Below are 24,131 nucleotides of genomic sequence, written 5' to 3'. Positions count from 1 at the left end.
TCCGTCAACTCTCTATAACGGGCTATTGCACCACTACTGCTCCTTATCTAAGCATTTTAGTATAGGAATATGACTATTGTAATAAATTTCCCGCCAGGATGCAAGTAGGCTTATCCTGACAGGAATTTAATAACTAGAATATGCAATCTTTCAGAAAATGTGCCTGATTTACTGAACAGTATATCCTCCATCGATAACTGCCGCCTGTCCTGTAATGCCTTTAGCTCCGTCACCAGCCAAAAAAATAGCATAATCTGCAATCTCTTCTACCTTCAGCAGCCTCTTTTGCGGCACTAAGGGATAAATGACTTCTTCCAGCGCTTTTTCAATAGGTACATTTCTTGTTTTAGCAAGGTCATTCAGCTGATTTCTTACGAGTGGTGTATCCACATAGCCCGGGCATATGGCATTGACCGTAATGCCATCTTCAGCAGCTTCCAATGCTGCGACTTTAGTAAGGCCTATAACGCCATGCTTGGCACTGTTATAAGCTGCTTTCCCCGCGAATCCAACAAGACCGTTAATGGATGCCATGTTCAGGATACGGCCGGACTTTTGTTTTTTCATGACGGGCATGACATGTTTAATGGCCATGAACGGTGCAGTCAGCATTACTTTGATAAGAAACTCGAATTTTTCAGTAGGAAAGTCTTCAATAAAGGAAACATGCTGCAGCCCTGCATTGTTAATGAGCACATCCAAGGCACCGAATTGACTGACAGTTTCATTGATGGCCGATTGTATATCAGACTCCAAGGTCACATCACATTTAAGCCCGATTGCTTCAAAACCTTCATTCTGCAAATTTTCTGCAGCTTTTTTCACAGCCTCTTCCTGAATATCTGTCAGAACGATTTTCGAGCCGTGTTCAGCAAATCTCTTGCCTATTTCATAGCCAATTCCCTGCGCTGCACCGGTTATAAAAACTACTTTATTTTGTACCATGAATAAGCTCCTTTCAAAAACAAAGCCGGGGCTCTATTTTATGAGCCCCTGCCGAAATTAGATTCCTAGACCGAGTGAGAATAATACAATCGCAAGTGCTAAACCAATCAGCGGAACGATTACTGTAACAGCCGCTACCGCTCCATATGCAGCCTGGTGAGATTCCCCGCAGATAGCCCGTACAGTGGTAACGACATAGCCATTATGCGGCAAGGAATCCAGAGCACCGGATGAAATGGCTACTGTTCTGTGCAGGGCTTCTGCATTGACGCCCATGTCCATATAATGCGGGGCCAGAATCGGCAATGCGATGGCCTGCCCGCCTGAAGCTGAACCGGTCATGCCGGCGATAACACTTACTGCTATGGCACCGCCTATCAGCGGGCTCCCAGGAATGCTTGTCATCCAATCTACTGCTGTGGCAAATGCAGGAACTGCCTTTGCCACTCCGCCGAACCCGACAACAGCAGCTGTATTCCCAATCGCTATTAATGCGCCTAATGTACCATCAGACACAGCATTCCAGAAATTTGTGAAATACTTTCTGTTCAATAGATATGTGGCAATAACTCCGCCCAGTAATGCAAGAATAAGTGCAGATTGTGCAAGAGAATCATGGAATACGAATGAGATAATTAAAACAACAGCCAATGGGAGAACCCCCATAAAAGGGTGCGGTAATTCCTTATTCTCAGTTACAGGATCCTGCTTTCGGGATTCAAAGGTTTCTCCTTTGTTTACAGCCTTTGTGATCATCCGCTTCAGCCACCAGTAGCCAAAAATCATCATGAACACAGCGACAATTAAGCTGACTTCCCAGCCTGCATATGGAGTCGTTCCAAGAAATTCAATCGGGATCCAGTTTTGAATTTCCGGTGAACCCGCAGAAGTCATCGTAAAAGTTACAGATCCAAAGGCAAGTGCTGCAGGGATGAACCTTCTTGGAAGATTTGCCTGTTTAAATAAACTTAATGCCATTGGATATACAGAGAAAGCAACTACGAATAAACTGACTCCGCCATAAGTTAAAATAGCACAGGAAGCGACAATGGCAAGAACGGCATATTTCATTCCGAGCTTATCCACTACCATTTTGGATACACTGTCGGCCGCGCCGCTGTCTTCCATTACCTTCCCAAAAATTGCACCCAATAGGAACATTAGGTACCATGATGTTACAAACCCTGAAAAGCCGGACATATAGTTCCCGACCAAATTGGCCTCCCCTTCACCTGCCAGCTGCGGAAATAATGGCATGCCGCTAAAAAGAGCTACAAACAAGGCAGATAGCGGTCCGACAACCAGCAGGTTCATTCCCCGCATAGTCAGGTAAATCAGCAGGGCAAGCCCGCCTATTAATCCAATCATACTTAGCATTTCATTTCCCCCTTTGTTTTAAAAATAAGAAAAGAACTTTTCATCCTCCTCCTGAAAACGCTTGCAAAAAATAACTGAAAAATAACTTGCTGAGAAATGATAATGCAAGAGTCGTGCCAACATGAAAGGCTTGTAGGTAAAGGGAATCGTGAACAATTAATGAATCATTTTTCCAGAATTCTGGAATGCAAAGGAAACAAGTCCACAGATATAATAGACTAGTTTCTGATAATTCCGTCTAAGGGTAGGACTAAGTGTACATAAAATTACTAGAATGAAAACAGTCCAGAATTCTGGAACATATTCCGGATTTCTGGACTGTTTATCTTTATTCAATTCCATATTTCTTTAGTTTTTCATACATAGAAGATTTACTGATGCCTAGAGCTTTTGCCGCTTCTAATCGATCATGGTTATATTTGCTCAAGCTTTGAGTCAATATCCGCTTTTCTGTTTCTTCCAGAATGTCCTTCAAGTTCTTTTTTCCAACGGGATAAACGGCAGATTCTTTCATGTAATCCGGCAAAGATTCTGTAGTAATACTTTCATTGCTTGTTAAATGAATGGATGCCTCTATTACATTTTCAAGCTCTCTAATATTGCCGGGCCAGCTATATTGATGAAACTTTTCTATTACCTCGTCTTCAATTGCACTTATTCTCTTTCCCGATTTTTTCGTTATTTTCTTGATAAAGCTATCGATCAGGAGTGATAAATCTTCCATCCTGTCGCGCAAAGAAGGAATCATGAACGGCACCACATTAATCCGATAGAATAGATCCTCCCTAAAGCGCTTTTCCTCCATCATTTTTTCGAGCGGTCTGTTAGTTGCAGCGATAATCCGGACATCTACTTTAACCGGAGAAGTCGAACCCACGCTTTCAATCTCGCCTTCCTGCAGAGCACGCAATAACTTCACCTGCATATTAAGCGGCATATCTCCAATTTCATCCAAAAATAAAGTCCCTCCATCAGCAAGCTGGAATTTCCCCTTTTACCTCCCTTTTTCGCACCTGTAAACGCACCTTCTTCGTAGCCAAACAGTTCAGACTCCAGCAGATGTTCCGGAATGGCTCCGCAGTTAATTTTCACAAATGGCTGATGGCTCCTGTTGCTGAGCTGATGTATGCTGTGCGCAAATAGTTCTTTTCCAGTCCCGCTTTCCCCGCGGATTAAAACGGAAATATCACTGGCTGCCACCATTTTCACCTTTTCTTTAAGGCTATGAATCTGGCTCGAGTTTCCCAGGATATCATCAAGGCTGTATTTAACACTTGGATCAATTTCCTGGATAAAGCTCTGGATTTTTGTCAGCATGCTCTTTACATGGCTGTTCATCTGCATCCATTCCTTTGTATCCCTAAAAAAGACTGTCCCGAAAGCGCCAATTACTTCGCCATCAGAAAAAATGGGGATGCGATTTGCTATCATATAGTTGCCTCTTATATATTGCAGATCTGCAATTTCTTCCTTTCCTGATTCTGCCACTATATGCATACGTGAATTTTCAATCACCTCGGACACATGCTTCCCAAGAGCCTTTTCCCTTTCTGTTTCCAGAAAATTACAATAATTTTTATTAATGTAAATAATTGTTCCTTCTTTATTCACAACTACAAGCCATCCAAAGGCGTTCTCAACAATGGTTTCGACAACCTTCACAGGCAGATCGAAGAATGCACTTTTCATTTGAATCCCCTCATTTAGGTCAATCTACTATTTATGAATACTATTTTATCATATTTTTCTGAAAACAAATTCACTTCAATGGGTATTCTTATGGCTTTTACTGCCCATAACATTAGTACTAGCAGACATGGGAGGTGTTTCAGATGAAAGGCATCTATCTGATTAATCCGAATTGGCAATCTGGAAACAAATCAAAACAGGAATGCACTCAGGCGCAAAAACAGGCGCTGCAAACCTATATTGATGACCATAATATTTTAACTGTGAAACTAAATCAATGGCAGCTGAATGACTATTACACCATTCCGCATGCCCTTTTGTATGATTTGAAGCAAAAGAAGGCAGATCTGGATGTCCTGCTTCTTTATTCAGAAGAGGTTCTCGAGGATTTTATCAGTTCTTATCCAGCGAGATGGCTGATTTTGAAAAGCTTCTTCAATGAAGTTGTATTTGCCGCTAAGCAAAAAGAAAATTACTTCGAAGGCGCCGGTTAAGAACTAAAATTTCAAAAAAACCTGCAGCTCAAAACTGCAGGTTTCTTTCTTATGATACATGCGCCAATTTTTTAGGCTCCTTCAATTTCCGGTCATACACAAGAGTTGTCAGAATGGCAAAAACAAATAGAACTATTAATACAGCAAACAGCATGGAGATTCCGTAAAGGTCAACGAGAATCCCCCCAGTAAAGGCCCGATCATCCTTCCGCCTGTAGCAGTACTGTTTACGATTCCCTGGTAAAAACCTTCCCGCCCTTTAGGGGCAAGCTGGTTAGCAATGGTCGGAACCGCTGGCCATATTAGCATTTCGCCAATCGTCAGTATAACCATGGCTGTGATAAAAGCTGAGAATTTCTCGGCACTTGCTGCAGCAGCAAATGAACCTATAAATATGACCATGCCGGCGACCATCTGAACCTTAAGTGTTTTAAACCATTTTACCAAAGCACTGATAAACGGCTGTCCCAATACAATCAGGGCTCCATTAATAGTCCACAGCAAGCTGTATTGCTTTAACGAAATATTCAATTCCTGTGTGTAAGCAGCAATAGTTGATTGCCATTGCACATATCCGACCCAGCACAATAAATAGCCTGCACATAATATGAGCAGTGCATAAAGCTTGGTATGATTTTTAACCATGCGATTTTCCTGAAGGATGGAGGTCTGCTGACCCGAAGCAGTATTTATTCCCCTGTATCCAAAAACAGCGATCAGTAAAAAAACGATATACATGACAGTATTGGCCAGAAAAATCAACTGAAAAGAGTACGAAGCCACAAGGCCGCCGAGAGCAGCACCAATGGCAACACCGGCATTCTGAGCCACATAGATGGCATTGAAAGCTTTGCGGCCGCCTTCCTTCCACACAGATCCAGCCATCGCAAACATAGATGGAAAAACAATGCCAGACCCAAATCCGACAATAGTGAGAAACACCACGTATGCAGGCCAGCCGTGCCAAAAGGTCAAACCGAGAAGCGCCATTACCGTGATGATAATTCCAAGAAGAATCGAACGATAGCCGCCTATTTTATCATATAGGCTTCCCCCTATTAAATTTCCTGCGACGCTTGCAGCTGCGTTCACCATCAAAACCAGGCCGGCAACCGATAAGGACTTGCCTAAGTGGTCATGAATGTAGATTGTATTAAGTGGCCACAAAAAAGAAGATCCGGTTACATTCACTGCCATCCCAATTATTAAAAGCCATAAGGTCCGCGGCATAAAATTACGCCCCTTTTTTAAAATTTTTTTATGTCAGCCGGCATATTACCACCCGGCACTATTTCGAAATCCAAAATAATTTTAGTTGGTTTTTCCTGTCCTTGCAATAGGTTTTCATTCGATTTTAATAGACAGAATACTTCTTCTTTTATAATTGAAACTGAATGTGGATATTTAAGGAATGCACCTATTGAGAATAGTTCGTTAAACGGCACAAAAATAAAGCCCCGATTTTGAAAAATCGGGGCTTTCCATATTCTATTTATGATGATTGTTCCGGCTCAGGGTGAAATTTTGATTTTACAGGCTGGCCGCATGACTTCTCATAATTCTTTTTCGACTGCTTTACCGCATCAAAATCCCGGCCAAGTTCAACGTCCTGGCTATTGGCGCCATTGCGGGTCTTTTGTTCCGGATTGTTTTGTTTTGAGCGCTTTTTTACCATCTGTGGACCACTCCTTAATGAGGAAGTATTATCATCTGATTTTGGAGCTGCTGCAGCTGGAGTCTCATTCGGTGAAGCTGTTCCCGCTGCTGGGAGTTGGCGCTATGGGCCATCTGGGTTATATCATTATAAGCAGCTTCCAAAGATTGAAGAGCATTGGAGTATTCGTTATCATTATAATGCTCCTGTGTCCTGCCTGATTCAAACTGCTCCTGGGCAAAACGGATTGCATCCTCACACTGCTGCAGGAGTGTATCCATCGATTCACGGGTTGCCATTATCTGTTCCCCTCCTTAAAGAATGGGTCTAGAAGCTTGCATGCTTCAATAATTAGTTTGTTCATTTTTCTGTAATTCTTACCACTCTATTTCCTGCCAATTCCCCTTGGATAAGGTTTTGGGTCATGATAAGATTAATTTTATGAAATCCTTCATATTCATTTTTACCTTATAGATTACTCTTTGAAAAAGGAGGGATAATTGTGGATAAAGTAAATCCTTTTCCATATGCATCCGATAATAAACGGTACCATACATGGAATTATCATTTGCGTAATGAATTTGGCCATAAGGTTTTCAAGGTGGCACTCGATGGCGGCTTTGATTGCCCCAACCGTGATGGCACAGTCGCACATGGGGGATGTACATTCTGCAGTGCATCCGGTTCGGGAGACTTTGCCGGGAACCGTGCTGATGATTTGGAAACACAATTTAATGCAATAAAAACAAAAATGCATCATAAATGGAAAGATGGAAAATACATGGCTTATTTTCAGGCCTTTACGAATACTCATGCCCCTGTGGAAGTGCTTCGTGATATGTATGAGAGAGTGCTTGAGCAGGACGGAGTTGTCGGACTGTCTATTGCGACCCGCCCTGACTGTCTGCCTGATGATGTAGTCGAATATCTGGCAGAGCTTAATCAGCGAACTTATCTCTGGGTAGAACTGGGCTTACAAACTGTGCATGAACGTACTGCCCTTTTAATTAACCGCGCTCATGATTATCAATGCTATGCAGAGGAGTAAAGAAGCTCCGCAAACATGGCATCCGCATCTGTTCCCACATCATTAATGGCCTTCCGCTTGAAACACCGGATATGATGATGGAAACCGCACGGGAAGTTGCAAAACTGGATGTGCAGGGGATAAAAATTCATCTCCTTCATTTATTAAAAGGAACCCCGATGGTTAAACAATTTGAAAAAGGCATGCTTGAGTTTCTGTCACTTAATGAATATGTAAACTTAGTATGTGACCAGCTGGAGATTTTACCTCCGGAAATGATTGTACACCGAATAACAGGAGATGGGCCAATCGACTTGATGATCGGGCCAATGTGGAGCGTAAATAAGTGGGAAGTGCTAAATAGCATTGATGCGGAATTAAAGCGCAGAAACAGCTGGCAAGGCAAACTTTACAATCCAAGCCAAATGGAGGCATTGTCATGAAGCTTGAAAGAATCTTACCTTATGCAAGACAGCTGCTTGAGAAAGCAGTATCACCTGGAGATATCGTTATTGATGCCACTTTGGGCAACGGACATGATACAGTATTTCTGGCGGATCTGGTAGGACATAATGGAAGAGTTTACGGTTTCGATATTCAGGAAGAAGCTGTCCAGAATACAAAAACGCGCCTGGCTAATCATGACCTGTCAGACAGGGCTACCCTTTTCCATACAGGACATGAATTCATTCTTGAGAATGTGCCGCCTGTGCATCATGGAAAAATAACTGCAGCCATTTTTAATTTAGGTTACCTGCCCGGCGGTGATAAAGATATTGTCACCCGTCCGCAGACAACCATTTCTGCCATCGATCAGCTTTTGGAACTGATGGCTCCGGAGGGGATTATTCTTTTAGTGATTTATCACGGCCATATTGAGGAGCTGTTGAGCGTGATTATCTGCTCAGATATGTAAGGCAGCTGGATCAAAGCCTCGTCCATGTATTGCAATACCAGTTTATTAATCAAAAAAATAACCCGCCGTTTATTGTAGCTATTGAAAAACGGTAAAAGCCTGCAAAAAATGCAGGCTTTTTATTATTTTTCAATCGCTCCTGAAAAGCCCGCAGGCATCATCTTCTGCAAAGTACGGTAAGCTCTGCCGTTCACATAAAAGAAAAAGCTTACCATGCCGCCTGTTCTGATCATGCTTTTGGCTAATCTTCTGACATTCCGCTGCTTCCGGACCTTCTCATCGGATAGATAAACCCCGAGCAAGCCGCGATTAATCAGTTTATGGAAATGTTTATGAGGCAGCTTTTCAGTATGCTTATCTGCTTCGGCAACAAAATGCTTCAATCTCGAAAACAGTTTTTCTTCGTTCTCATAGTAAAAGCAAAAATTCAAGTCTCCACCGGCTTTGTCCTCTTCCTGATCAATCAGATAATCAAGAAGAATGTGGAGACCCTGGATGTATGGAAAATAACCATTTCGTATATTTACCGCATGCTCCGCTTCAAAATCATCTCTCAGTGCGTAGGAAACAAGGCAAAAAATCCCCAAAGTAGATCCCGAGCAAGCAGAGAACTCATACCATTCCATCTCAGGAATATCAGACCGATATTGGTCAAACCAGTTCTGCAGACGGGGAACTCGTTCTTCCACCACAACATGCTTATGTATTTGCAGATCACAATAGTATCGGCATAATTCAAGCAGATGGCTTTTTATATGTCTGTAATGCCTCAGACTGGACAGCACTTCCCTGCAGACTCCTGCCAAATCTGCAAGATAGTTTCCATCATCCTGTTCATTTCTCAGCCGATAATAATTTTTTTCTGCTGCATCGGTATCGAGGGCATCCTCCATTGACTCGTGCAGTGCCGCAAAGTCCCGGGGATCAAGTGAAGTGCTCCGATCGCAGAGATTGTCCAAATAATCACTGATTGTCTGATATGCGACGATGAACTTAACCGCTTGTTCATATTTTTCCTTGGCCATTAATGACATAATAGCTCCGCCTTCACAGTGGAAGGTTTTATGCTCAATGCTGGCAAGAGCCTGCTTTCTTAACTCCTGATCAGGAATGGCTTCCGCTCTGCTTTTCCAGTATGCTAGTTCCTTATGTACCGCAGGAAGAACCTTCCTGTAGACATGTGACATTAAGCTAATTGGCATGGAAGGGACACTCATGACATGATAAACCTCCTTTTGCTTAGGGATAGGTGAACAGTTTCTTATATTAAGCTGCACCCCTCCATAATTAAAACACCGTCCTTAAACCACATAACCAAGCGCTTTTAATTGGCTGTTAACGAAATCCTTCGCGTATTCAAAGACTTCTTCACGCTCAGGTTCATTAAAGACTTCATGGTAGCATTTAGGCCATTCTTTGAACCTTTTCTCTGAGAAGGGCGCAAGGTTAAACCATTCTCTGACAGTTGTTTTATTTACGATCTTATCATCGCCGCCCTGTAATACAAGGAGGGGCACATCCTGGATCTTATCAAGATTCTCAAAGGCAAGCTTTATTGCAGAAACAAGTTCCCTGTACCATCTGACCGAAACTTTTGTCACATAAAGAGAATCATTTAAATCAGCATCAAGGACGTCCTGATTCCGCGTCGCCATGTCAACGGATAATCCGGCATCCATTTTCAGGCCAGGCATCACAGAATTGAGTCCAAGCGATAAGAAGTTCAGAAATTTTGAAGGCTGTTGAACCAAGCCTAAGCATGGGGAGGACAGAATTACCCCAGCGAGATTCATCCTTTCCTCCTGCAGCAGGCGAATGGCAATCAGACCGCCCATGCTGTGCCCTAAAAGAAAGACCGGCAATTCAAATTCATAGGCAGCATGTACCCAATCCTGAACTTCAAGTATATATTCATCAAAGGAGTCAATATGGCCTCTTCTGGATCTTGAAGTCATCCCCTGGCCAGGAAGATCTCCCATAATGACATGGAAACCGGCCAAGCGCCACATTTCAATCAGCCAGCCATAACGGCGGTGATGCTCCATTGCCCCATGCACCATGACAATAACGCCCTTTGCATCTCCTTCAGTTTCCCATTTCCACATAGTCAATCCTCCCAGCCTTTTTACGTACTGTCTTTTGTATATATATTATAGCCTAGATGCTGAAATTGTTCATGAATCAACCCTTTGTAAAATTGGAATTCTTTTTGCCAAAATAACGTTTATCATGCCTCTTATGATAAAATCAAAATAATCAAACTTCATATAGGAGTGTTTCACATGATCTATCCATATAAAGATAAAGAACCTAAAATTGCAGAATCCGCATTTATTGCAGATTTTACTACCATTACCGGCGATGTTGAAATTGGCGAGGATTCCAGCGTTTGGTTCAACTCCGTTATACGCGGAGATGTAGCACCAACAATCATCGGCAAAAAAGTCAATATCCAGGACAATTCCGTCCTGCATCAAAGCCCGAATAACCCGCTGATATTGGAAGATGAAGTGACAGTTGGCCATCAGGTAATCCTTCATAGCTGCATTGTCCGCAAAAAGGCTTTAATAGGAATGGGCTCAATTGTATTAGATCAGGCTGAAATCGGAGAGGGAGCATTCATTGGTGCAGGGAGCCTTGTTCCACAGGGAAAGAAAATTCCTCCCAATACACTTGCATTCGGAAGGCCCGCAAAAGTGATCCGCGAGCTGACACCAGAAGATATCAAAGATATGGAACGGATCAGCAGGGAGTACGCCGAAAAAGGGCAGTACTATAAGTCTTTGCAGAAAAAGCCTGAATAACTCACCTGCCCCCTATTATAGAATGGGAAAACAGCCGATAATAAACATAAGGCAATACCAATGGGCTGGTGAAGAAATTGAAGATTTATATTGCGGCAATTGTTCTATTCTTATTTTTAATAGTGATATTCAGAAAAACAATGTTAAAAACGGCACCAATGTTTTTACTTGTCTTCATCCTGATTTCTGGTGCATTTGTTTATGACAACCTTTCAGGCAGCCAGCCTGCTTCAGCCGTAAACCAAATTAAATCATGGCTGTCTGAACCTGCTGAGAAAGCCAGCTCTTTCCTTGGAAACAACACTGTCGTAATAAAGATCAAGGAAGAAACAATTATAGATGCACCCGCAGTCAATCAGTTTCCTGAGCTCCCCAGAGGATGCGAGGTGACGAGCTTATCCATGCTCCTTCAGCATGCAGGAATACAGGCTGATAAAATGACACTCGCTAAAGAAATAAAGAAAAATCCTGAGCCTTATCGCATAGAAAACGGAAAAATCTATTTCGGGCACCCGAATGACGGATTCATAGGCGATATGTATTCCTTTGATAATCCAGGTCTTGGCGTTTATCATAAACCGGTAAAAGAGCTTGCGGAAAAGTACATGCCTGGCTCCATTGAAGACCTTACCGGATCCGATTTTGAAGACTTAAAGATCCATTTGTCAGATGGCAGGCCTGTCTGGGTTATTATCAACACAGCCTATAAACAGCTTTCTGATGACTTTTTCCAGACCTGGCATACGCCAAGCGGAAAAATACAGATTACCTATAAAGAGCATTCAGTCCTGCTCACAGGGTATGATCAGGAATACTTGTATTTCAACGATCCGCTCACAGGAGAGAAAATAAAAAAGCACCCAAAAACGATTTTGAAAAAGCATGGGTGCAGATGGGCAAACAGGCTATTACCTATCTCCCATAAGAAAAGCGGAAGCGCCTTGCCCACGAAAGAACGCAGACTAAGATCGCCGCGACCTCCCAAAACCTAACGTTTTCGGTCGTGCGATGTTTATGCTAACGAAGCATTCCTTATCCTGCGGCCTCAAGCACAAGACGAGCATTCCGGAAAGACGTCCTTTGCCTTTTGTGAGGGAGTGTCTTATCTTTCGTCCCTAGGAGCCTCAGCTAGACAAGCTTGTGATCTCGAGGTGGGAGGCTGCTTGCGCCAGACAATTATCTGACTTAAAAAATTTATACATTCTTATAATTAATAAAAACGTCCACCAGGTTTTCACCTGATGGACGTTTTTATTTTTAGCCTTTAAGCGGCTGCAAGTCTTTATTTAACAAATACTCTTTCTCAAAAGAATACTTTTTCTCCACATATACCTGATGCCAAACCATGAACATAAGAACTGTCCAGATTTTGCGGCTATTGTCCGCTTTATCCTGACAATGGTCTTCTAGCAGCTGCAGTACGTAATCTTTATTAATTAGATGATCTGTGCTGCTTTCACGAATGATATTTTTCGCCCATTCATTCATCTCGTCTTTCAGCCAGTGGCGGATTGGCACAGGGAATCCAAGCTTCTTGCGGTTCAGCACATGGTCTGGAACGACTCCTTCAGCAGCTTTGCGAAGAATATACTTCGTAGTTCCATTGGCCGTTTTCAGGCTGGTCGGAATTTTGGAAGCCACTTCAAACACTTCTTTATCAAGGAACGGAACACGAAGCTCGAGAGAATGAGCCATCGTCATTTTGTCCGCTTTCAATAGAATGTCTCCGCGCATCCACGTATGAATATCGATATACTGCATGCGGTCAACCGGATCATAGCCCCGGCTTTCTTCATATAGCGGTTTAGTGATATCCGTATAATTTAAGCTGTCTTTATATACATGAAGCAGGCTGCGCTTCTCTTGCTCTGTAAACATTTTTGCATTTCCAATGTAGCGCTCTTCCATTGGTGTTACACCGCGTTCGATAAAGCTTTTCCCCTTCATTCCCTCTGGCATCATGTTTGCAATCATGCGTAGAAGCTTTTTGCCGATGGCAGGAATTTTATTGAAGACTTCCAGGGATTGTGGTTCACGGTAAATATTATAGCCGCCAAATAGCTCATCAGCGCCCTCACCTGAAAGTACAACCGTTACATGCTTGCGTGCTTCTCTTGCTACAAAATAAAGGGGCACACAAGCCGGGTCAGCAAGCGGATCGTCCATATGCCACATGATTCTCGGAATCTCATTCATGTATTCCTCAGGAGTTATGATGTAGCTGATGTTTTCGACACCCAGCTTTTCCGCTGTTTCTTTCGCTACATCCACCTCGCTGAAGCCATTGCGTTCAAACCCGACGGAGAATGTTTTAATAGCAGGATGGAATTCTTTCGCAATGGAAGCAATGATGGAAGAATCTATTCCGCCTGAAAGAAATGAACCTACCGGAACATCGGCACGCATATGCATTTTGACTGAGTCGAACAAAACATCTCTAATTTCTTTCGTGAAATCAGCTTCTGACTTCTGCACTGGATGGAAAGCAGCTTTCCAATATCGCTTAATATCCATTTGAGCACCAATTTTTTTAGTAAAATAATGGCCAGGCTCAAGCTTATGGATTCCCTCTGACATCGTGTTTGGCTCAGGCACAAACTGATAGGTCAGATAATGCTGGAGGGAGTCATAGTTTAATACATCATTTTGAAGAGCCAAAAGAATGCTCTTCTTCTCTGATCCAAAGAACGTGCGGTCTCCCTTATCGTAATAAAAGAAAGGCTTAATCCCAAATGGATCTCTGGCTCCATATAGAGACTGTTCCTGTTTATCCCAAATGACAAACGCAAACATACCGCGCAATTTTTCAACAGCCTTTTCTTTCATATGGCTGTAAAGGGCAATTATGACTTCTGTATCGGAGCTTGTTTCAAAGCTTAATCCAGCTTTGAGAAGTTCTTCACGAAGTTCCACATAGTTATAGATTTCACCATTAAAGATAATCCAATAACGCTCATTCTCGTATGTCAGCGGCTGGTGTCCGCTTTCGATATCGATAATGCTCAGCCGGCGGAAGCCGAATTGAATATGGTCATCAAAATAGTATCCTGAATCATCGGGACCCCGATGGGTAATGATATCATTCATATTTTGGAACTGTTCTTTATCTGCGTCACGGTAATTTTGTGCTTTTTCATGTACACAACCAATAAAACCACACATTATGTACGTCACCTACTCCATTCTTTTCTCAATATTTAGATACAGCCTTAACGGCTCCTTTTTCTTAGAAAACATACCCTATAATACTACCACTAATCATTTATAATTAGCACGTGGAATATAAAAAATATGCACGGAAAATTAAGCCATTATCCGAAGTTTATACGATAACATATAATTATAAACGACTAAAGAGCATAAAGACCGAAAAGTGAATAAACACCCTTTATGTATAATGACGCAAAAAGAAAGCGGGAGTTACATTGATTAATGCAACTCCCGCTTTTTATATTTTTGTCTCCCCCTTAAAGTATCGGGGATGGCCAAAGAGCTTCCGCTTTTCTATTAAGCTTCAGAGCGAAGGATTTCAGCTTTGTCCGTACGCTCCCAAGGAAGATCAACATCTGTACGTCCGAAGTGTCCGTAAGCAGCTGTCTGCTTGTAAATTGGGCGGCGAAGGCCAAGCATGTTAATAATTCCTGCAGGGCGAAGATCAAAGTGCTTTCTAACTAGATCAACTAGTACATCTTCATCGACTTTGCCTGTTCCGAATGTATCAACAGAAATCGACACTGGCTGTGCTACACCAATCGCATAAGCAAGCTGAACTTCCACTTTCTCAGCTAAACCTGCTGCCACAAGGTTCTTCGCTACATAACGAGCAGCATAAGCAGCAGAGCGGTCAACCTTTGTAGGATCCTTACCGGAGAACGCGCCTCCGCCATGACGGGCATATCCGCCGTAAGTATCAACAATGATTTTGCGTCCAGTCAGGCCTGCATCCCCTTGAGGTCCGCCGATTACAAAACGTCCTGTTGGGTTGATGAAATACTTTGTATTCTCATCGATTAGTTCTTTGGGAACAACCGGGTTAATAACATGCTCCTTAAGATTGCGCTGGATTTGCTCCAGGCTGATCTCAGGGTGATGCTGGGTAGAAATAACGATTGTGTCAATGCGGACTGGCTTGTCATTTTCATCATACTCAACCGTTACCTGAGTTTTTCCGTCCGGACGAAGGTAAGGAAGAATTTCTTCTTTACGAACTTCAGTCAGACGGCGGGAAAGTTTATGTGCTAAAGAAATCGGAAGAGGCATTAGCTCTTTCGTTTCGTTGCATGCAAAACCGAACATTAAACCCTGGTCCCCTGCACCGATTGCTTCGATTTCCTGATCACTCATTTGTCCTTCCCTTGCTTCAAGAGCCTGGTCAACACCCATTGCAATATCTGCTGACTGCTCATCAATGGAAGTTAAAACTGCACATGTTTCGGAATCGAAACCATATTTAGCACGGGTATAACCGATTTCTTTTACCGTTTCACGAACGATTTTTGGAATATCTACGTATGTAGATGTTGTGATTTCACCTGCAACTAATACAAGTCCAGTTGTTACAGAAGTCTCTGCAGCAACACGGGCATTCGCATCTTTAGCTAAAATCGCATCTAAGATTGCATCAGAAATTTGGTCACAGATTTTATCCGGATGACCTTCAGTAACTGATTCAGAAGTAAACAAACGACGCTTTGTTGACATCTGGCTTCCTCCTTATAAATAGAAAATTGAGCGAGAATTAAGAAATGGGGAAGCGGAAAAGAACTTTTCCCTGTCATTTCATGGATCTCTGTTTGATACGGAACTCATTCCCTTAGTAGTATGAAATAAACATGGAGTTTTTATTAGAAAAATAGGCATCGCTGGCTAGAAAGCCAGGCATCCATCTTTTCTTATGCCTCTCTGCAAGCTGCTAAAAACTCACATAAATAGTACATTCCAAAAGCCGTTCATCCCATTGCCTGTGCAAAATAAAAAACCTTCTCAATAGTGAAAAGGTTGAAAGCAAATCGATTCGCGCCTTTCACTCTTATCGTTCAAGGAATTACGTCCTTGCGTCAGGTTAGCACCTTTGCTGATAAATGCCTTTTAGCAGGTTTAGCAGGTTGCTGGGTTTCATAGGGCCTGTCCCTCCACCAGCTCGGGATAAGAGAGTATCCGTTCAAGGTTGAATCATACCGTATTTTATCGAATCATGTCAACAAGTTTTCATTATTTTTAACAGTAAAATTTCAGCATTGAAAATTATGCTCCATGCTTACAGCGAACAGCTTCCATCATCACATTTTTTCTTTAGAAATTTATGCCTGTTTTTAGCAATCCATTTGTAGATCGGATCGCCCAGTATTGGCGTCAATGGGAGATATAAAAGGAGGCTGATTAAAAAGGAGGCAGGAAAGAGGAACAGCAGTCTCCTTACTGCAGAATAACCCTTTTTCACACCGCCCGATGGAGTAATAATATGAAGCTCTCTGCGCAGGTCATGCTTGGAAAACGAGAGAGAATCCGGGATTTTTTCATACTCCTGCAGAGAAATCCATACCACTTTATTCAGCCAATCAAGTTTTTTAAATATCTTCTTTGTTTCCTTGCATAAAGAACAAGTTTCATCATAGAGGGCAATTGTCTTCATTTTAGATCAGTCCCATGTTAAAATTAACACTTTCTTCTATATTAACATATATCAGTTATAAGGTGATTAAAGTGGAATTGCATGTCCAATTATGACATTTTTATAACATGAATAAAAAAGTTTCGTAATAGTATAGACTAATCGTTTTAATGTGTTATACTAATTTCGAGATGTAATCACTTTCATAAAAAAATCGGAAAAAAGGAAGGTATTCATCAGATGAACTCTGTAAGCATATCAAACGAATTGAGCGAATTATTAAATGGCAGCAACATTCAAGTGCAATTATCCGTTCCTCAGCTTGTGGAAAAAGTTTTAAACCGCAATGAAGGGTCCCTTACCTCTACTGGCGCCGTACGCGCTACTACAGGAAAGTATACAGGACGTTCTCCTAAAGATAAATACATTGTTGAAGAAGCATCAAATAAAGATAAAATGGATTGGGGCAGCGTAAACCAGCCTATCTCTGAAGAAGCATTCTCTAATCTTTATAATAAAGTAATCAACTACTTAAAAGAAAAAGAAGAAGTATTTGTTTTCAAAGGCTTCGCAGGCGCAGATAAAAAGCACCGCATGCCAATCCAGGTAATTAATGAATATGCCTGGCACAATCTTTTCGCACATCAGTTATTCATTCGTCCGGCAGAAGACGAGCTATTGGATCATCAAGCAGAGTTCACAGTCATTTCTGCTCCTAATTTCAAAGCAGACCCTGCAGTTGACGGCACAAAGTCCGAAACATTTATCATCATTTCATTCGAGCGCCGTACTGTTTTAATCGGTGGTACTGAATATGCAGGCGAAATGAAAAAGTCCATTTTCTCTGTTATGAACTATATGCTTCCAGAAAACGGGATCCTTCCTATGCACTGTTCCGCGAACGTTGGTCGTGAAGGAGATGTTGCTTTATTCTTCGGCTTATCCGGAACAGGGAAAACAACCTTATCTGCAGACCCTAACCGCAAGCTGATTGGGGATGACGAGCATGGCTGGTCAGCAAATGGCGTCTTCAATATTGAAGGCGGCTGCTATGCGAAATGCATTAACTTATCCCGTGAGAAAGAACCGCAAATTTTTGATGCTATCCGATTTGGGGCTGTATTGGAAAATGTGGTAGTAAACAGCGAAACTCGGGTTGCTGATTACGATGACAGCACTTTAACTGAAAATACACGTGCGGCTTACCAGCTTCAGGCCATCGATAATATTGTTGACCCAAGCATTGCCGGACATCCTAATACAATCGTATTTTTAACAGCTGACGCATTTGGCGTATTGCCTCCAATCTCTAAACTGTCAAAAGAGCAGGCAATGTACCATTTCTTAAGCGGATATACTTCCAAGCTGGCAGGAACTGAGCGCGGCATCACTTCACCGCAGGCAACGTTCTCAACTTGCTTTGGATCACCTTTCCTTCCGCTTCCTGCAAACCGTTATGCTGAAATGCTTGGCGAGAAGATCGATGAGCATAATGCAAAAGTCTTCCTGGTAAACACAGGATGGACTGGCGGAGAGTACGGAGTCGGTGAACGCATGAAACTTGCTTACACTCGTGCTATGGTGGAAGCTGCACTTGAAGGCGAACTAAACAACGTAGAAACAGTCAAAGACGAAATTTTCGGATTGGAAATTCCGCAGCACGTTACGGGTGTGCCTGACGAAGTTCTTCAGCCAAACAAAACATGGGCAGATCAGGCTGCTTATGAAGCAAAGGCAAAAGAACTCGCTGCAAAATTCCGTGAGAACTTCAAGAAGTTCACAAGCGTTTCTTCTGAAATCGAAGAAAAAGGCGGACCAATCGCATAATATAGAAAAGGAATTGCAGCTTAGCAGCAATTCCTTTTTTATATTTCATTTTATAAGTCTTCAAGCTCGAACGAATAAGTTTCTTACATGCAGACTAATAGTCGTTGATCGGCACTGTGCGCTTCGATTAGTTCCAGTTCGCACTCTTTTTCTATTTCTCAGTAGCACTATTCCTTCTGTTTAAGTCCTTTCGCAACTCCTTTTCCTCGCTCAGCGGCACTATTCCAACTAATCATTCTTTCTCATTCCCTGATTAAAAAAGCACTATTCTCACTTGCGATTTGCAGAAATATTTTGAACAAAAAAACGCCGGACTAAGTCCAGGCGCTCTTTAGTTTGTTGAGTTTAGAGAAACAAGCTGGTAAGTAATGAGTGTCTGGCTGTTTTCCCATTCTACTTTTCTAATAACACCCATTCCGTTCAGGTCTCCGTCAATTGTTCTTTTTACCTCGACAGGGATATCGAGCGGATATAATCGGTATCCGTCTTTGACAAGCGAAAAGAAATATTCATCAAGTCTTTTTTCCCTTCCCTTTGTCACGATCATTGTGTTCAGCTCTAAAGGCATACCCATTGGTATCTCTCCTTCATTCTTAATATCCTTACCTCTATTTTACCCCACCTTTTTCCGCTCTGAAAGTCTTTAATTTTATCTACCCATTGCTTTTCATCCACGCACTTAAATCCTCTACTGTCTTCCGGTTCACGGCTGGCGGAAAGTAGTGGGTATATTCAGGGAAATACCAGCTGCCTACTTCTTTTTTAAGAGCCTTGAGCCTTTTTTCCAGGCGATAGGAATGCTCCACCGAAACATTATGATCCTGTTCTCCATGGATGATTAAGACAGGCGCCTCCAGCTGTTCCAGCCGAAAAAGCGGGGTGCGATATTTATACCTTTCCGGAAACTTCGTCGGGGTTCCGCCTATTACACGTTTCATCATTCTTCGGAGATCCTTGCGCTCCACATAAGTGAGAAACATATCACTGACCCCTCCCCATGTTACAATGGACGCGGCTTCCGGAAACTCGATTGCAGTAAGCAATGCCATTACGCCACCGCGGGAAAAGCCAAATATATGGACTCTTTTTACCCGTGCATGCTCCTGAAGAAGAGTGAAAGCGGCAAACGCGTCCTGTCTGTCCTCCCCTGCAAAATCTTCGTTGCCATCTCCCCCTTGGTTGCCTCTGTAAAAAGGGGCGAATACAATAAAGCCTTCACAGGCAAACTGGACAATCCGTGAAGGCCTTACTTTCCCGACATTTTTTATGCCTCCTCTCAGGTATAGGAATCCATCATATAGCTCCTCCCCTTTGGCTCTGCCAGCAGGCCTTTTATATGTAATCCGTTTGCATGATATGTGACAACTGATAATTCGATTGCCGGATTTGGCGAAGGAAATCTCTGTTTATTTATGATTTGGCCATTTTGGAATTCCATGTCCTCATTCCCCCTCTTGAAGTAATCTGAATACGACTAATAGTATGAGCTTTATGACCTCCGCCTAAAAATGTTTCCATGGGCATTCACACATTTTTTCGATTTTCATACGATATCCTAGGCTTTTAAATCTGACTTTTTTAGCATAAGGGAGGTCTTATGGCTTATGAAAAAATGGATGAAAGTAAGCATGCTTCTTTTGCTTACGGCGATACTTATTGTTCCTTTGGCCGCTTGCGGAAAGGATGAAATGCAAAACGTCCGTATTGCCGAAGTGACACGTTCCATCTTCTATGCTCCGCAATATGTAGCCCTTGAGAAGGGTTTCTTTGAAGAAGAAGGTCTTAAAGTAGAGCTTACGACTACAGCAGGCGGAGATAAAACGATGACAGCTTTGCTTTCAGACAGCGCTGATGTGGCGCTTGTTGGCTCTGAAACATCGATTTACGTATCCGCGCAGGGCTCCAATGACCCGGTTATCAACTTTGCACAGCTAACCCAGACAGATGGAACATTTTTAGTTTCCCGCAATAAAATCGACAATTTTTCCTGGGATATGCTGAAAGGCAAAACATTCCTTGGCCAGCGCAAAGGCGGTATGCCGCAAATGGCCGGTGAGTTTGTTCTGAAAAAGCATGGAATTGATCCTCACGCAGATATGGACTTGATTCAAAATATTGATTATGCCAATATCGCTCCGGCCTTCGCTTCAGGAACAGGCGAGTTTGTTCAGCTGTTCGAGCCGACTGCCAGTGTTTTTGAAAAAGAAGGCAAAGGCTATATCGTAGCTTCTTTCGGAACAGAGTCCGGTCATGTACCATATACCACATTCATGACAAAACAAAGCTATATTGATGAAAATAAAGAAACGGTCGAAAAATTCACAAGAGCGATTTATAAAGCACAGCAATGGGTTGAGACACACAGTGCGAAAGAAACGGCAGAAACCATTCAAGGATATTTCGACAATACCGAGCTTGATATCATTGAGATGGTAGTAGACCGCTATAAGAGCCAGGGATCCTTTGCAACAGATCCTATCCTGGACACTGAAGAATGGGAAAATCTGCAGAACATCATGGACGAAGCAGGAGAGCTCCCTAAGCGCATAGAGCATGACACACTTGTCAACACAGAAATCGCTGAAGGTGTAATGAAGTAATAAACGAAAGAGGAGGCCGACATGAATTTTTTAAAGGTAGATGCTGTCCACCACACTTATTTTACGAAAACCTCTGCTGTAACGGCCCTCTCCGATATTTCGCTTGAAGTGGAGGAAGGCGAATTTGTTTCCTTCCTCGGCCCAAGCGGATGCGGCAAGACAACTTTGCTTTCCATCATAGCAGGCCTGTTTGAACCCACAGAAGGCACTGTAACACTTGAAGGAAAGCGGGTTGAAACGGCAGAAAATGAAATTGGCTATATGCTGCAGCAGGATTATCTTTTTCCCTGGAAAACGATTGAAGAAAATATCCTGCTGGGGCTGAAAATCGGGAACAGCCTTACTCCAGACAAAAAAGCTTATGCTCTGCAGCTCCTTAAGGAGATGGGATTAAAAGGTGTAGAATCACAGTTTCCGAAGCAGCTTTCAGGCGGAATGCGCCAGCGTGTTGCCCTTGTAAGAACACTTGCAACAGAACCAAAGCTGCTCATGCTTGATGAACCCTTTTCCGCATTAGATTATCAAACCAAGCTGAAGCTTGAGGATTTGGTCTCTAACACGCTTAAATCTTTTGGTAAAACAGCCATACTGGTTACCCATGATATTGGTGAGGCAATCAGCATGAGTGATCGCGTTTTTCTCTTTTCCGCAAGGCCCGGACAGCTTCATAAAACGTTTGTCATTCCGAAAGAATTAAGAGATGAAACTCCTTTTAACGCAAGAAATCATGAAGCATATCCAGCAATTTTTCAAACTATATGGAAGGAGCTGGAGTCCCTTGAGCCCGCAGGAGAACGTTAAATTCCTCCACCAGAAATATATCCAGTCGTTGAACCGTGAAAAAAATTGGTCCGCTTCTATCAGGCTGTCATCTTTATCGTGTTTTTTTCAGGGTGGGAGCTGGCAAGCCAAAAGCAATGGATAGATCCGCTGATTTTCAGTTCGCCTTCTAAAGTATGGGGGTTATTTTTAACCAAAATCCAGGATGGTACCTTGATGGTGGATTTAGGCTATACTTTGTCAGAAACCGTTTTTGGATTCATTTTGGGTACTTTTTTAGGCACATTGCTTGCAGCCATTCTCTGGTGGTCACCGATGCTATCGAAAATAGCGGATCCCTATTTGGTTGTCCTGAATTCAATGCCAAAGGTTGCCCTTGGCCCGATATTAATCGTCGCATTAGGCCCCAGTTTTACTTCAATTGTAGCCATGGGAGCGATTATTTCCATCATCATCACAACCATTGTCGTCTATACATCTTTCAAAGAAGTAGACCCCAATTATATTAAAGTGCTTCAGACCTTTGGGGCGAATCGATTTCAAATCTTCAGGGAAGCCATTTTGCCTGCTTCATTCCCGACTATCATTTCCACTTTAAAGGTGAATGTCGGGCTATCATGGGTCGGAGTCATTGTCGGCGAATTCCTTGTATCTTCAAAAGGTCTCGGATACATGATTATTTACGGCTTCCAAGTATTCAACTTCACCCTTGTCATGCTGTCATTGCTGGTAATTGCTGTTTTTGCAACAGTGATGTATCAGCTTGTCGAACTTCTCGAGCGAAAACTGATTAAAAATGGATCTTAAAAAAACGGCACAGTGTATTGCCGTTTTTTACTTTTCCTTCATGATTTTTTCGAGGCAGTTTTCAATTACTTTATCCTTCATGATAAAACTGTATTGACTGTTCCATCTGTCTTCCAGCATGTTTCCCTCTGTCAGGATGGGACCGTCAGTTTCAAAATATTGCTCCTTTTTGTTAAGGCTCTCCACCTCTGCGAAAAAAATGGCTTTGACAAAACGTTCGGTTCCAAAGTTTACTTCATATTCACCAATAAAGTGTAAATCCTTTAAGTCCGCTCCTGTTTCTTCATATACCTCTCTTCTGGCTGCCTCATCAAGTGACTCCCCTGTTCTCTCTTGCCGCCCGGAAATTCCCACCCCCGCTTTTTATGATTCGTCAGCAGCCATTGATCGCCATAGCGGCAAATGACCAGAACATGTCTTGGCTCTGTTCCAAAAGCTCTTTTATTAAAAGAAAATCTCACTTCCCCGCCGTTCGCATCCAAAAAGGTTTCCATACTTTTCCCTCACTCGAAAATAAATTTCTGTTGTTATCATTATATATGTTTATTATTTATTTAAAAACTTCTGGGCCTAAAGTATCAAATTACATATTTTTGAAACTTTTTCCTTTTTTCCCCGTAAAATTAGCTGACTAACCAAAATAGAGGAGTGTATACCTTGAAAAAGTCCCTTGCAATTCTTATTGGCTTCTTAATGATTCTAATGCTGGCTGCATGCAGTGAGACAGCAAAACCTGTAAATGAATCTGATGGTGGCACAGACAAGGAAGAAACCAAAGCAGAAGAAGCTTCAGAATTGACACTGGAGGAAGTTTTAACGAAATCAACCGAGGCTTCAGAAGAGCTTAAAAGCTTCTCCGTAAATATGGATATGAGCCAGGAAATGAGCTCAGGCACTGAAGGGGAAAATATGAATATCGATTCTGTCATTGACATGGATGTTACAACAGATCCAATGGCCTTCTATCAAAAGATGACTATGTCGATGGACGGCACAGAAGAGTCATATGATATCGAAAGCTATTTTACTGAAGAAGGCATGTTCCTTTATGACGCCGCCGGTAAGCAGTGGATGAAGTTCCCTAAAGAAATGTCGGATGATTTGCTTCAAATGTCCAGTCAGCAGACGAATCCTGGTGAAGAACTAAAAAAATTACAGGAGTTCGTGGACGACTTTACGTTTGAACAGGACGCAGAAAACTACATCCTAAAGCTGAAAGCCGATGGAGAAAAATTCAATGATTTTGTGAAGGAAACAGCAGCAGAAACGCTCCCGCCTGAACTGGCCGCGAACGGAGAAATGCTTGATAACATGAAAATTAACGGCGTGGAATACGAAATCGTGATTGATAAAGAAACTTTTTATCCAAGTGTGCTGAATATGATTATGGAAATGGAAATCACGGCTGAAGGCCAGACCATCTCCATGAAGCAGAACATGAACGGCCAATACTCAAACTATAATAAGGTAGAGGCTATAGCTGTTCCGCAGGATGTTCTTGATACAGCTGTAGAAATGGAAATGTAGAAAAGCTGAGGCATCGCCTCAGCTTTTTATGCTACTAAATATTACTTGGCACTTCGAGAGCTTTCCACCTGCC

16 protein-coding genes, 8 pseudogenes, 1 riboswitch and 1 other annotated feature (1 of these 26 only partly in view) are annotated in these 24,131 nt (G+C 42.4%); of the genes and pseudogenes, 10 read left to right on the top strand and 14 right to left on the bottom strand.

Features of this window, described 5'->3' with window-relative positions:
* Positions 1–59: a binding site (T-box leader), on the bottom strand; it reaches 165 nt to the left of the window's first position.
* A 109-nt stretch (positions 60–168) separates the two neighbouring features.
* The 3 genes and pseudogenes from M5V91_RS26935 to M5V91_RS26925 all read right to left on the bottom strand — a co-directional run bounded on the left by M5V91_RS26935 (position 169) and on the right by M5V91_RS26925 (position 4,011).
* A complete protein-coding gene (locus M5V91_RS26935) occupies positions 169–945 on the bottom strand; it encodes a 3-hydroxybutyrate dehydrogenase (protein ID WP_009333369.1) in 777 nt (258 codons plus the stop codon).
* Between the two features lie 57 nt (positions 946–1,002).
* A complete protein-coding gene (locus tag M5V91_RS26930) occupies positions 1,003–2,322 on the bottom strand; it encodes a GntP family permease (RefSeq protein WP_009333370.1) in 1,320 nt (439 codons plus the stop codon).
* A 328-nt stretch (positions 2,323–2,650) separates the two neighbouring features.
* A pseudogene (locus tag M5V91_RS26925) lies at positions 2,651–4,011 on the bottom strand (sigma-54 interaction domain-containing protein).
* A gap of 143 nt (positions 4,012–4,154) precedes the next feature.
* Here M5V91_RS26925 and M5V91_RS26920 point away from each other — a divergent pair.
* Positions 4,155–4,505: a hypothetical protein gene (locus M5V91_RS26920; RefSeq protein WP_009333372.1), complete on the top strand. Its 351-nt coding sequence runs from the start codon at positions 4,155–4,157 to the stop codon at positions 4,503–4,505.
* 49 nt (positions 4,506–4,554) lie between these two features.
* On the opposite strand, the pseudogene M5V91_RS26915 reads toward M5V91_RS26920, so the two are convergent.
* The 3 genes and pseudogenes from M5V91_RS26915 to M5V91_RS26905 form a co-directional block, all read right to left on the bottom strand.
* Positions 4,555–5,735 (bottom strand): annotated as a pseudogene (locus tag M5V91_RS26915) (MDR family MFS transporter).
* Between the two features lie 262 nt (positions 5,736–5,997).
* Positions 5,998–6,180 carry a glycogen biosynthesis protein GlgD gene (locus M5V91_RS26910; RefSeq protein WP_251174705.1) on the bottom strand — a complete coding sequence of 61 codons (183 nt, stop codon included), beginning with the start codon at positions 6,178–6,180 and terminating at the stop codon, positions 5,998–6,000.
* Between the two features lie 14 nt (positions 6,181–6,194).
* Positions 6,195–6,458, bottom strand: a complete 264-nt coding sequence (locus tag M5V91_RS26905; protein WP_009333375.1) for a YtzC family protein — start codon at positions 6,456–6,458, stop codon at positions 6,195–6,197.
* Positions 6,459–6,661: 203 nt separating this feature from the next.
* Between M5V91_RS26905 and mnmL the strand changes: the two are divergent.
* Positions 6,662–7,629 (top strand): annotated as a pseudogene (gene mnmL, locus M5V91_RS26900) (tRNA modification radical SAM protein MnmL/YtqA).
* Positions 7,626–8,197 (top strand): annotated as a pseudogene (mnmM, locus tag M5V91_RS26895) (tRNA 5-(aminomethyl)-2-thiouridylate-methyltransferase MnmM). Before mnmL ends, mnmM begins: the two co-directional pseudogenes overlap by 4 nt.
* Positions 8,198–8,224: 27 nt before the next feature.
* On the opposite strand, the gene tbcS reads toward mnmM, so the two are convergent.
* A complete protein-coding gene (gene tbcS / locus M5V91_RS26890) occupies positions 8,225–9,319 on the bottom strand; it encodes a tetraprenyl-beta-curcumene synthase (RefSeq protein ID WP_251174703.1) in 1,095 nt (364 codons plus the stop codon).
* Positions 9,320–9,403: 84 nt separating this feature from the next.
* A complete protein-coding gene (locus tag M5V91_RS26885) occupies positions 9,404–10,207 on the bottom strand; it encodes an alpha/beta hydrolase (protein WP_009333379.1) in 804 nt (267 codons plus the stop codon).
* A 177-nt stretch (positions 10,208–10,384) separates the two neighbouring features.
* On the opposite strand from M5V91_RS26885, the gene M5V91_RS26880 reads away from it, so the two are divergent.
* Both M5V91_RS26880 and M5V91_RS26875 read left to right on the top strand, forming a co-directional pair.
* Positions 10,385–10,906, top strand: a complete 522-nt coding sequence (locus M5V91_RS26880) for a gamma carbonic anhydrase (RefSeq protein ID WP_009333380.1) — start codon at positions 10,385–10,387, stop codon at positions 10,904–10,906.
* 77 nt (positions 10,907–10,983) lie between these two features.
* Positions 10,984–11,831: pseudogene (locus tag M5V91_RS26875) on the top strand (C39 family peptidase).
* Positions 11,832–12,163: 332 nt separating this feature from the next.
* Here the strand turns inward: M5V91_RS26875 and asnB are convergent.
* The 3 genes from asnB to M5V91_RS26860 all read right to left on the bottom strand — a co-directional run bounded on the left by asnB (position 12,164) and on the right by M5V91_RS26860 (position 16,538).
* The gene (asnB, locus tag M5V91_RS26870) at positions 12,164–14,068 is read right to left on the bottom strand and encodes an asparagine synthase (glutamine-hydrolyzing) (protein ID WP_019383008.1); all 1,905 of its coding nucleotides are present in this window, start codon (positions 14,066–14,068) and stop codon (positions 12,164–12,166) included.
* Positions 14,069–14,413: 345 nt separating this feature from the next.
* A complete protein-coding gene (metK, locus tag M5V91_RS26865; RefSeq protein ID WP_009333385.1) occupies positions 14,414–15,607 on the bottom strand; it encodes a methionine adenosyltransferase in 1,194 nt (397 codons plus the stop codon).
* Between the two features lie 325 nt (positions 15,608–15,932).
* A riboswitch (SAM riboswitch) is annotated at positions 15,933–16,058 on the bottom strand.
* Between the two features lie 105 nt (positions 16,059–16,163).
* Positions 16,164–16,538, bottom strand: coding sequence for a thiol-disulfide oxidoreductase DCC family protein (locus M5V91_RS26860; protein WP_009333386.1), 375 nt, complete (start codon positions 16,536–16,538; stop codon positions 16,164–16,166).
* Between the two features lie 219 nt (positions 16,539–16,757).
* Between M5V91_RS26860 and pckA the strand changes: the two genes are divergently transcribed.
* Positions 16,758–18,344: a phosphoenolpyruvate carboxykinase (ATP) gene (pckA, locus tag M5V91_RS26855; protein ID WP_009333387.1), complete on the top strand. Its 1,587-nt coding sequence runs from the start codon at positions 16,758–16,760 to the stop codon at positions 18,342–18,344.
* A gap of 331 nt (positions 18,345–18,675) precedes the next feature.
* Here pckA and M5V91_RS26850 read toward each other — a convergent pair whose 3' ends face one another.
* Both M5V91_RS26850 and M5V91_RS26845 read right to left on the bottom strand, forming a co-directional pair.
* A complete protein-coding gene (locus M5V91_RS26850; RefSeq protein ID WP_251174701.1) occupies positions 18,676–18,918 on the bottom strand; it encodes a DUF2584 domain-containing protein in 243 nt (80 codons plus the stop codon).
* Between the two features lie 79 nt (positions 18,919–18,997).
* A pseudogene (locus M5V91_RS26845) lies at positions 18,998–19,782 on the bottom strand (alpha/beta hydrolase family protein).
* A gap of 166 nt (positions 19,783–19,948) precedes the next feature.
* Between M5V91_RS26845 and M5V91_RS26840 the strand changes: the two are divergent.
* From M5V91_RS26840 to M5V91_RS26830, 3 genes and pseudogenes are all read left to right on the top strand, one after another.
* Positions 19,949–20,944: an ABC transporter substrate-binding protein gene (locus M5V91_RS26840; protein ID WP_009333390.1), complete on the top strand. Its 996-nt coding sequence runs from the start codon at positions 19,949–19,951 to the stop codon at positions 20,942–20,944.
* Positions 20,945–20,965: 21 nt separating this feature from the next.
* Positions 20,966–21,745 carry an ABC transporter ATP-binding protein gene (locus tag M5V91_RS26835; RefSeq protein WP_009333391.1) on the top strand — a complete coding sequence of 260 codons (780 nt, stop codon included), beginning with the start codon at positions 20,966–20,968 and terminating at the stop codon, positions 21,743–21,745.
* Positions 21,672–22,531: pseudogene (locus M5V91_RS26830) on the top strand (ABC transporter permease). The gene M5V91_RS26835 and the pseudogene M5V91_RS26830 overlap by 74 nt, the downstream one beginning before the upstream one ends.
* Positions 22,532–22,558: 27 nt before the next feature.
* On the opposite strand, the pseudogene ytkD reads toward M5V91_RS26830, so the two are convergent.
* A pseudogene (gene ytkD, locus M5V91_RS26825) lies at positions 22,559–23,025 on the bottom strand (RNA deprotection pyrophosphohydrolase).
* A 163-nt stretch (positions 23,026–23,188) separates the two neighbouring features.
* On the opposite strand from ytkD, the gene M5V91_RS26820 reads away from it, so the two are divergent.
* Complete coding sequence (locus M5V91_RS26820; RefSeq protein WP_285856403.1) at positions 23,189–24,058, top strand: DUF6612 family protein; 870 nt, start codon at positions 23,189–23,191, stop codon at positions 24,056–24,058.
* Positions 24,059–24,131 lie beyond the last annotated feature (73 nt).

Source organism: Cytobacillus pseudoceanisediminis (assembly GCF_023516215.1).
In the GTDB taxonomy this organism is placed as follows: Bacteria; Bacillota; Bacilli; order Bacillales; family Cytobacillaceae; genus Cytobacillus; species Cytobacillus pseudoceanisediminis.
The sequence above is the reverse complement of the archived record's forward strand: the minus strand, read 5'-3'. Positions and strand labels throughout refer to the sequence as shown.

Excerpts from the sequence above, each read along its gene's own strand:
- M5V91_RS26935 (WP_009333369.1), bottom strand. The coding sequence starts at position 945 with ATGGTACAAAATAAAGTAGTTTTTATAACCGGTGCAGCGCAGGGAATT.
- M5V91_RS26930 (WP_009333370.1), bottom strand. The coding sequence starts at position 2,322 with ATGCTAAGTATGATTGGATTAATAGGCGGGCTTGCCCTGCTGATTTAC.
- M5V91_RS26920 (WP_009333372.1), top strand. The coding sequence starts at position 4,155 with ATGAAAGGCATCTATCTGATTAATCCGAATTGGCAATCTGGAAACAAA.
- M5V91_RS26910 (WP_251174705.1), bottom strand. The coding sequence starts at position 6,180 with ATGGTAAAAAAGCGCTCAAAACAAAACAATCCGGAACAAAAGACCCGC.
- M5V91_RS26905 (WP_009333375.1), bottom strand. The coding sequence starts at position 6,458 with ATGGCAACCCGTGAATCGATGGATACACTCCTGCAGCAGTGTGAGGAT.
- tbcS (WP_251174703.1), bottom strand. The coding sequence starts at position 9,319 with ATGAGTGTCCCTTCCATGCCAATTAGCTTAATGTCACATGTCTACAGG.
- M5V91_RS26885 (WP_009333379.1), bottom strand. The coding sequence starts at position 10,207 with ATGTGGAAATGGGAAACTGAAGGAGATGCAAAGGGCGTTATTGTCATG.
- M5V91_RS26880 (WP_009333380.1), top strand. The coding sequence starts at position 10,385 with ATGATCTATCCATATAAAGATAAAGAACCTAAAATTGCAGAATCCGCA.
- asnB (WP_019383008.1), bottom strand. The coding sequence starts at position 14,068 with ATGTGTGGTTTTATTGGTTGTGTACATGAAAAAGCACAAAATTACCGT.
- metK (WP_009333385.1), bottom strand. The coding sequence starts at position 15,607 with ATGTCAACAAAGCGTCGTTTGTTTACTTCTGAATCAGTTACTGAAGGT.
- M5V91_RS26860 (WP_009333386.1), bottom strand. The coding sequence starts at position 16,538 with ATGAAGACAATTGCCCTCTATGATGAAACTTGTTCTTTATGCAAGGAA.
- pckA (WP_009333387.1), top strand. The coding sequence starts at position 16,758 with ATGAACTCTGTAAGCATATCAAACGAATTGAGCGAATTATTAAATGGC.
- M5V91_RS26850 (WP_251174701.1), bottom strand. The coding sequence starts at position 18,918 with ATGGGTATGCCTTTAGAGCTGAACACAATGATCGTGACAAAGGGAAGG.
- M5V91_RS26840 (WP_009333390.1), top strand. The coding sequence starts at position 19,949 with ATGAAAAAATGGATGAAAGTAAGCATGCTTCTTTTGCTTACGGCGATA.
- M5V91_RS26835 (WP_009333391.1), top strand. The coding sequence starts at position 20,966 with ATGAATTTTTTAAAGGTAGATGCTGTCCACCACACTTATTTTACGAAA.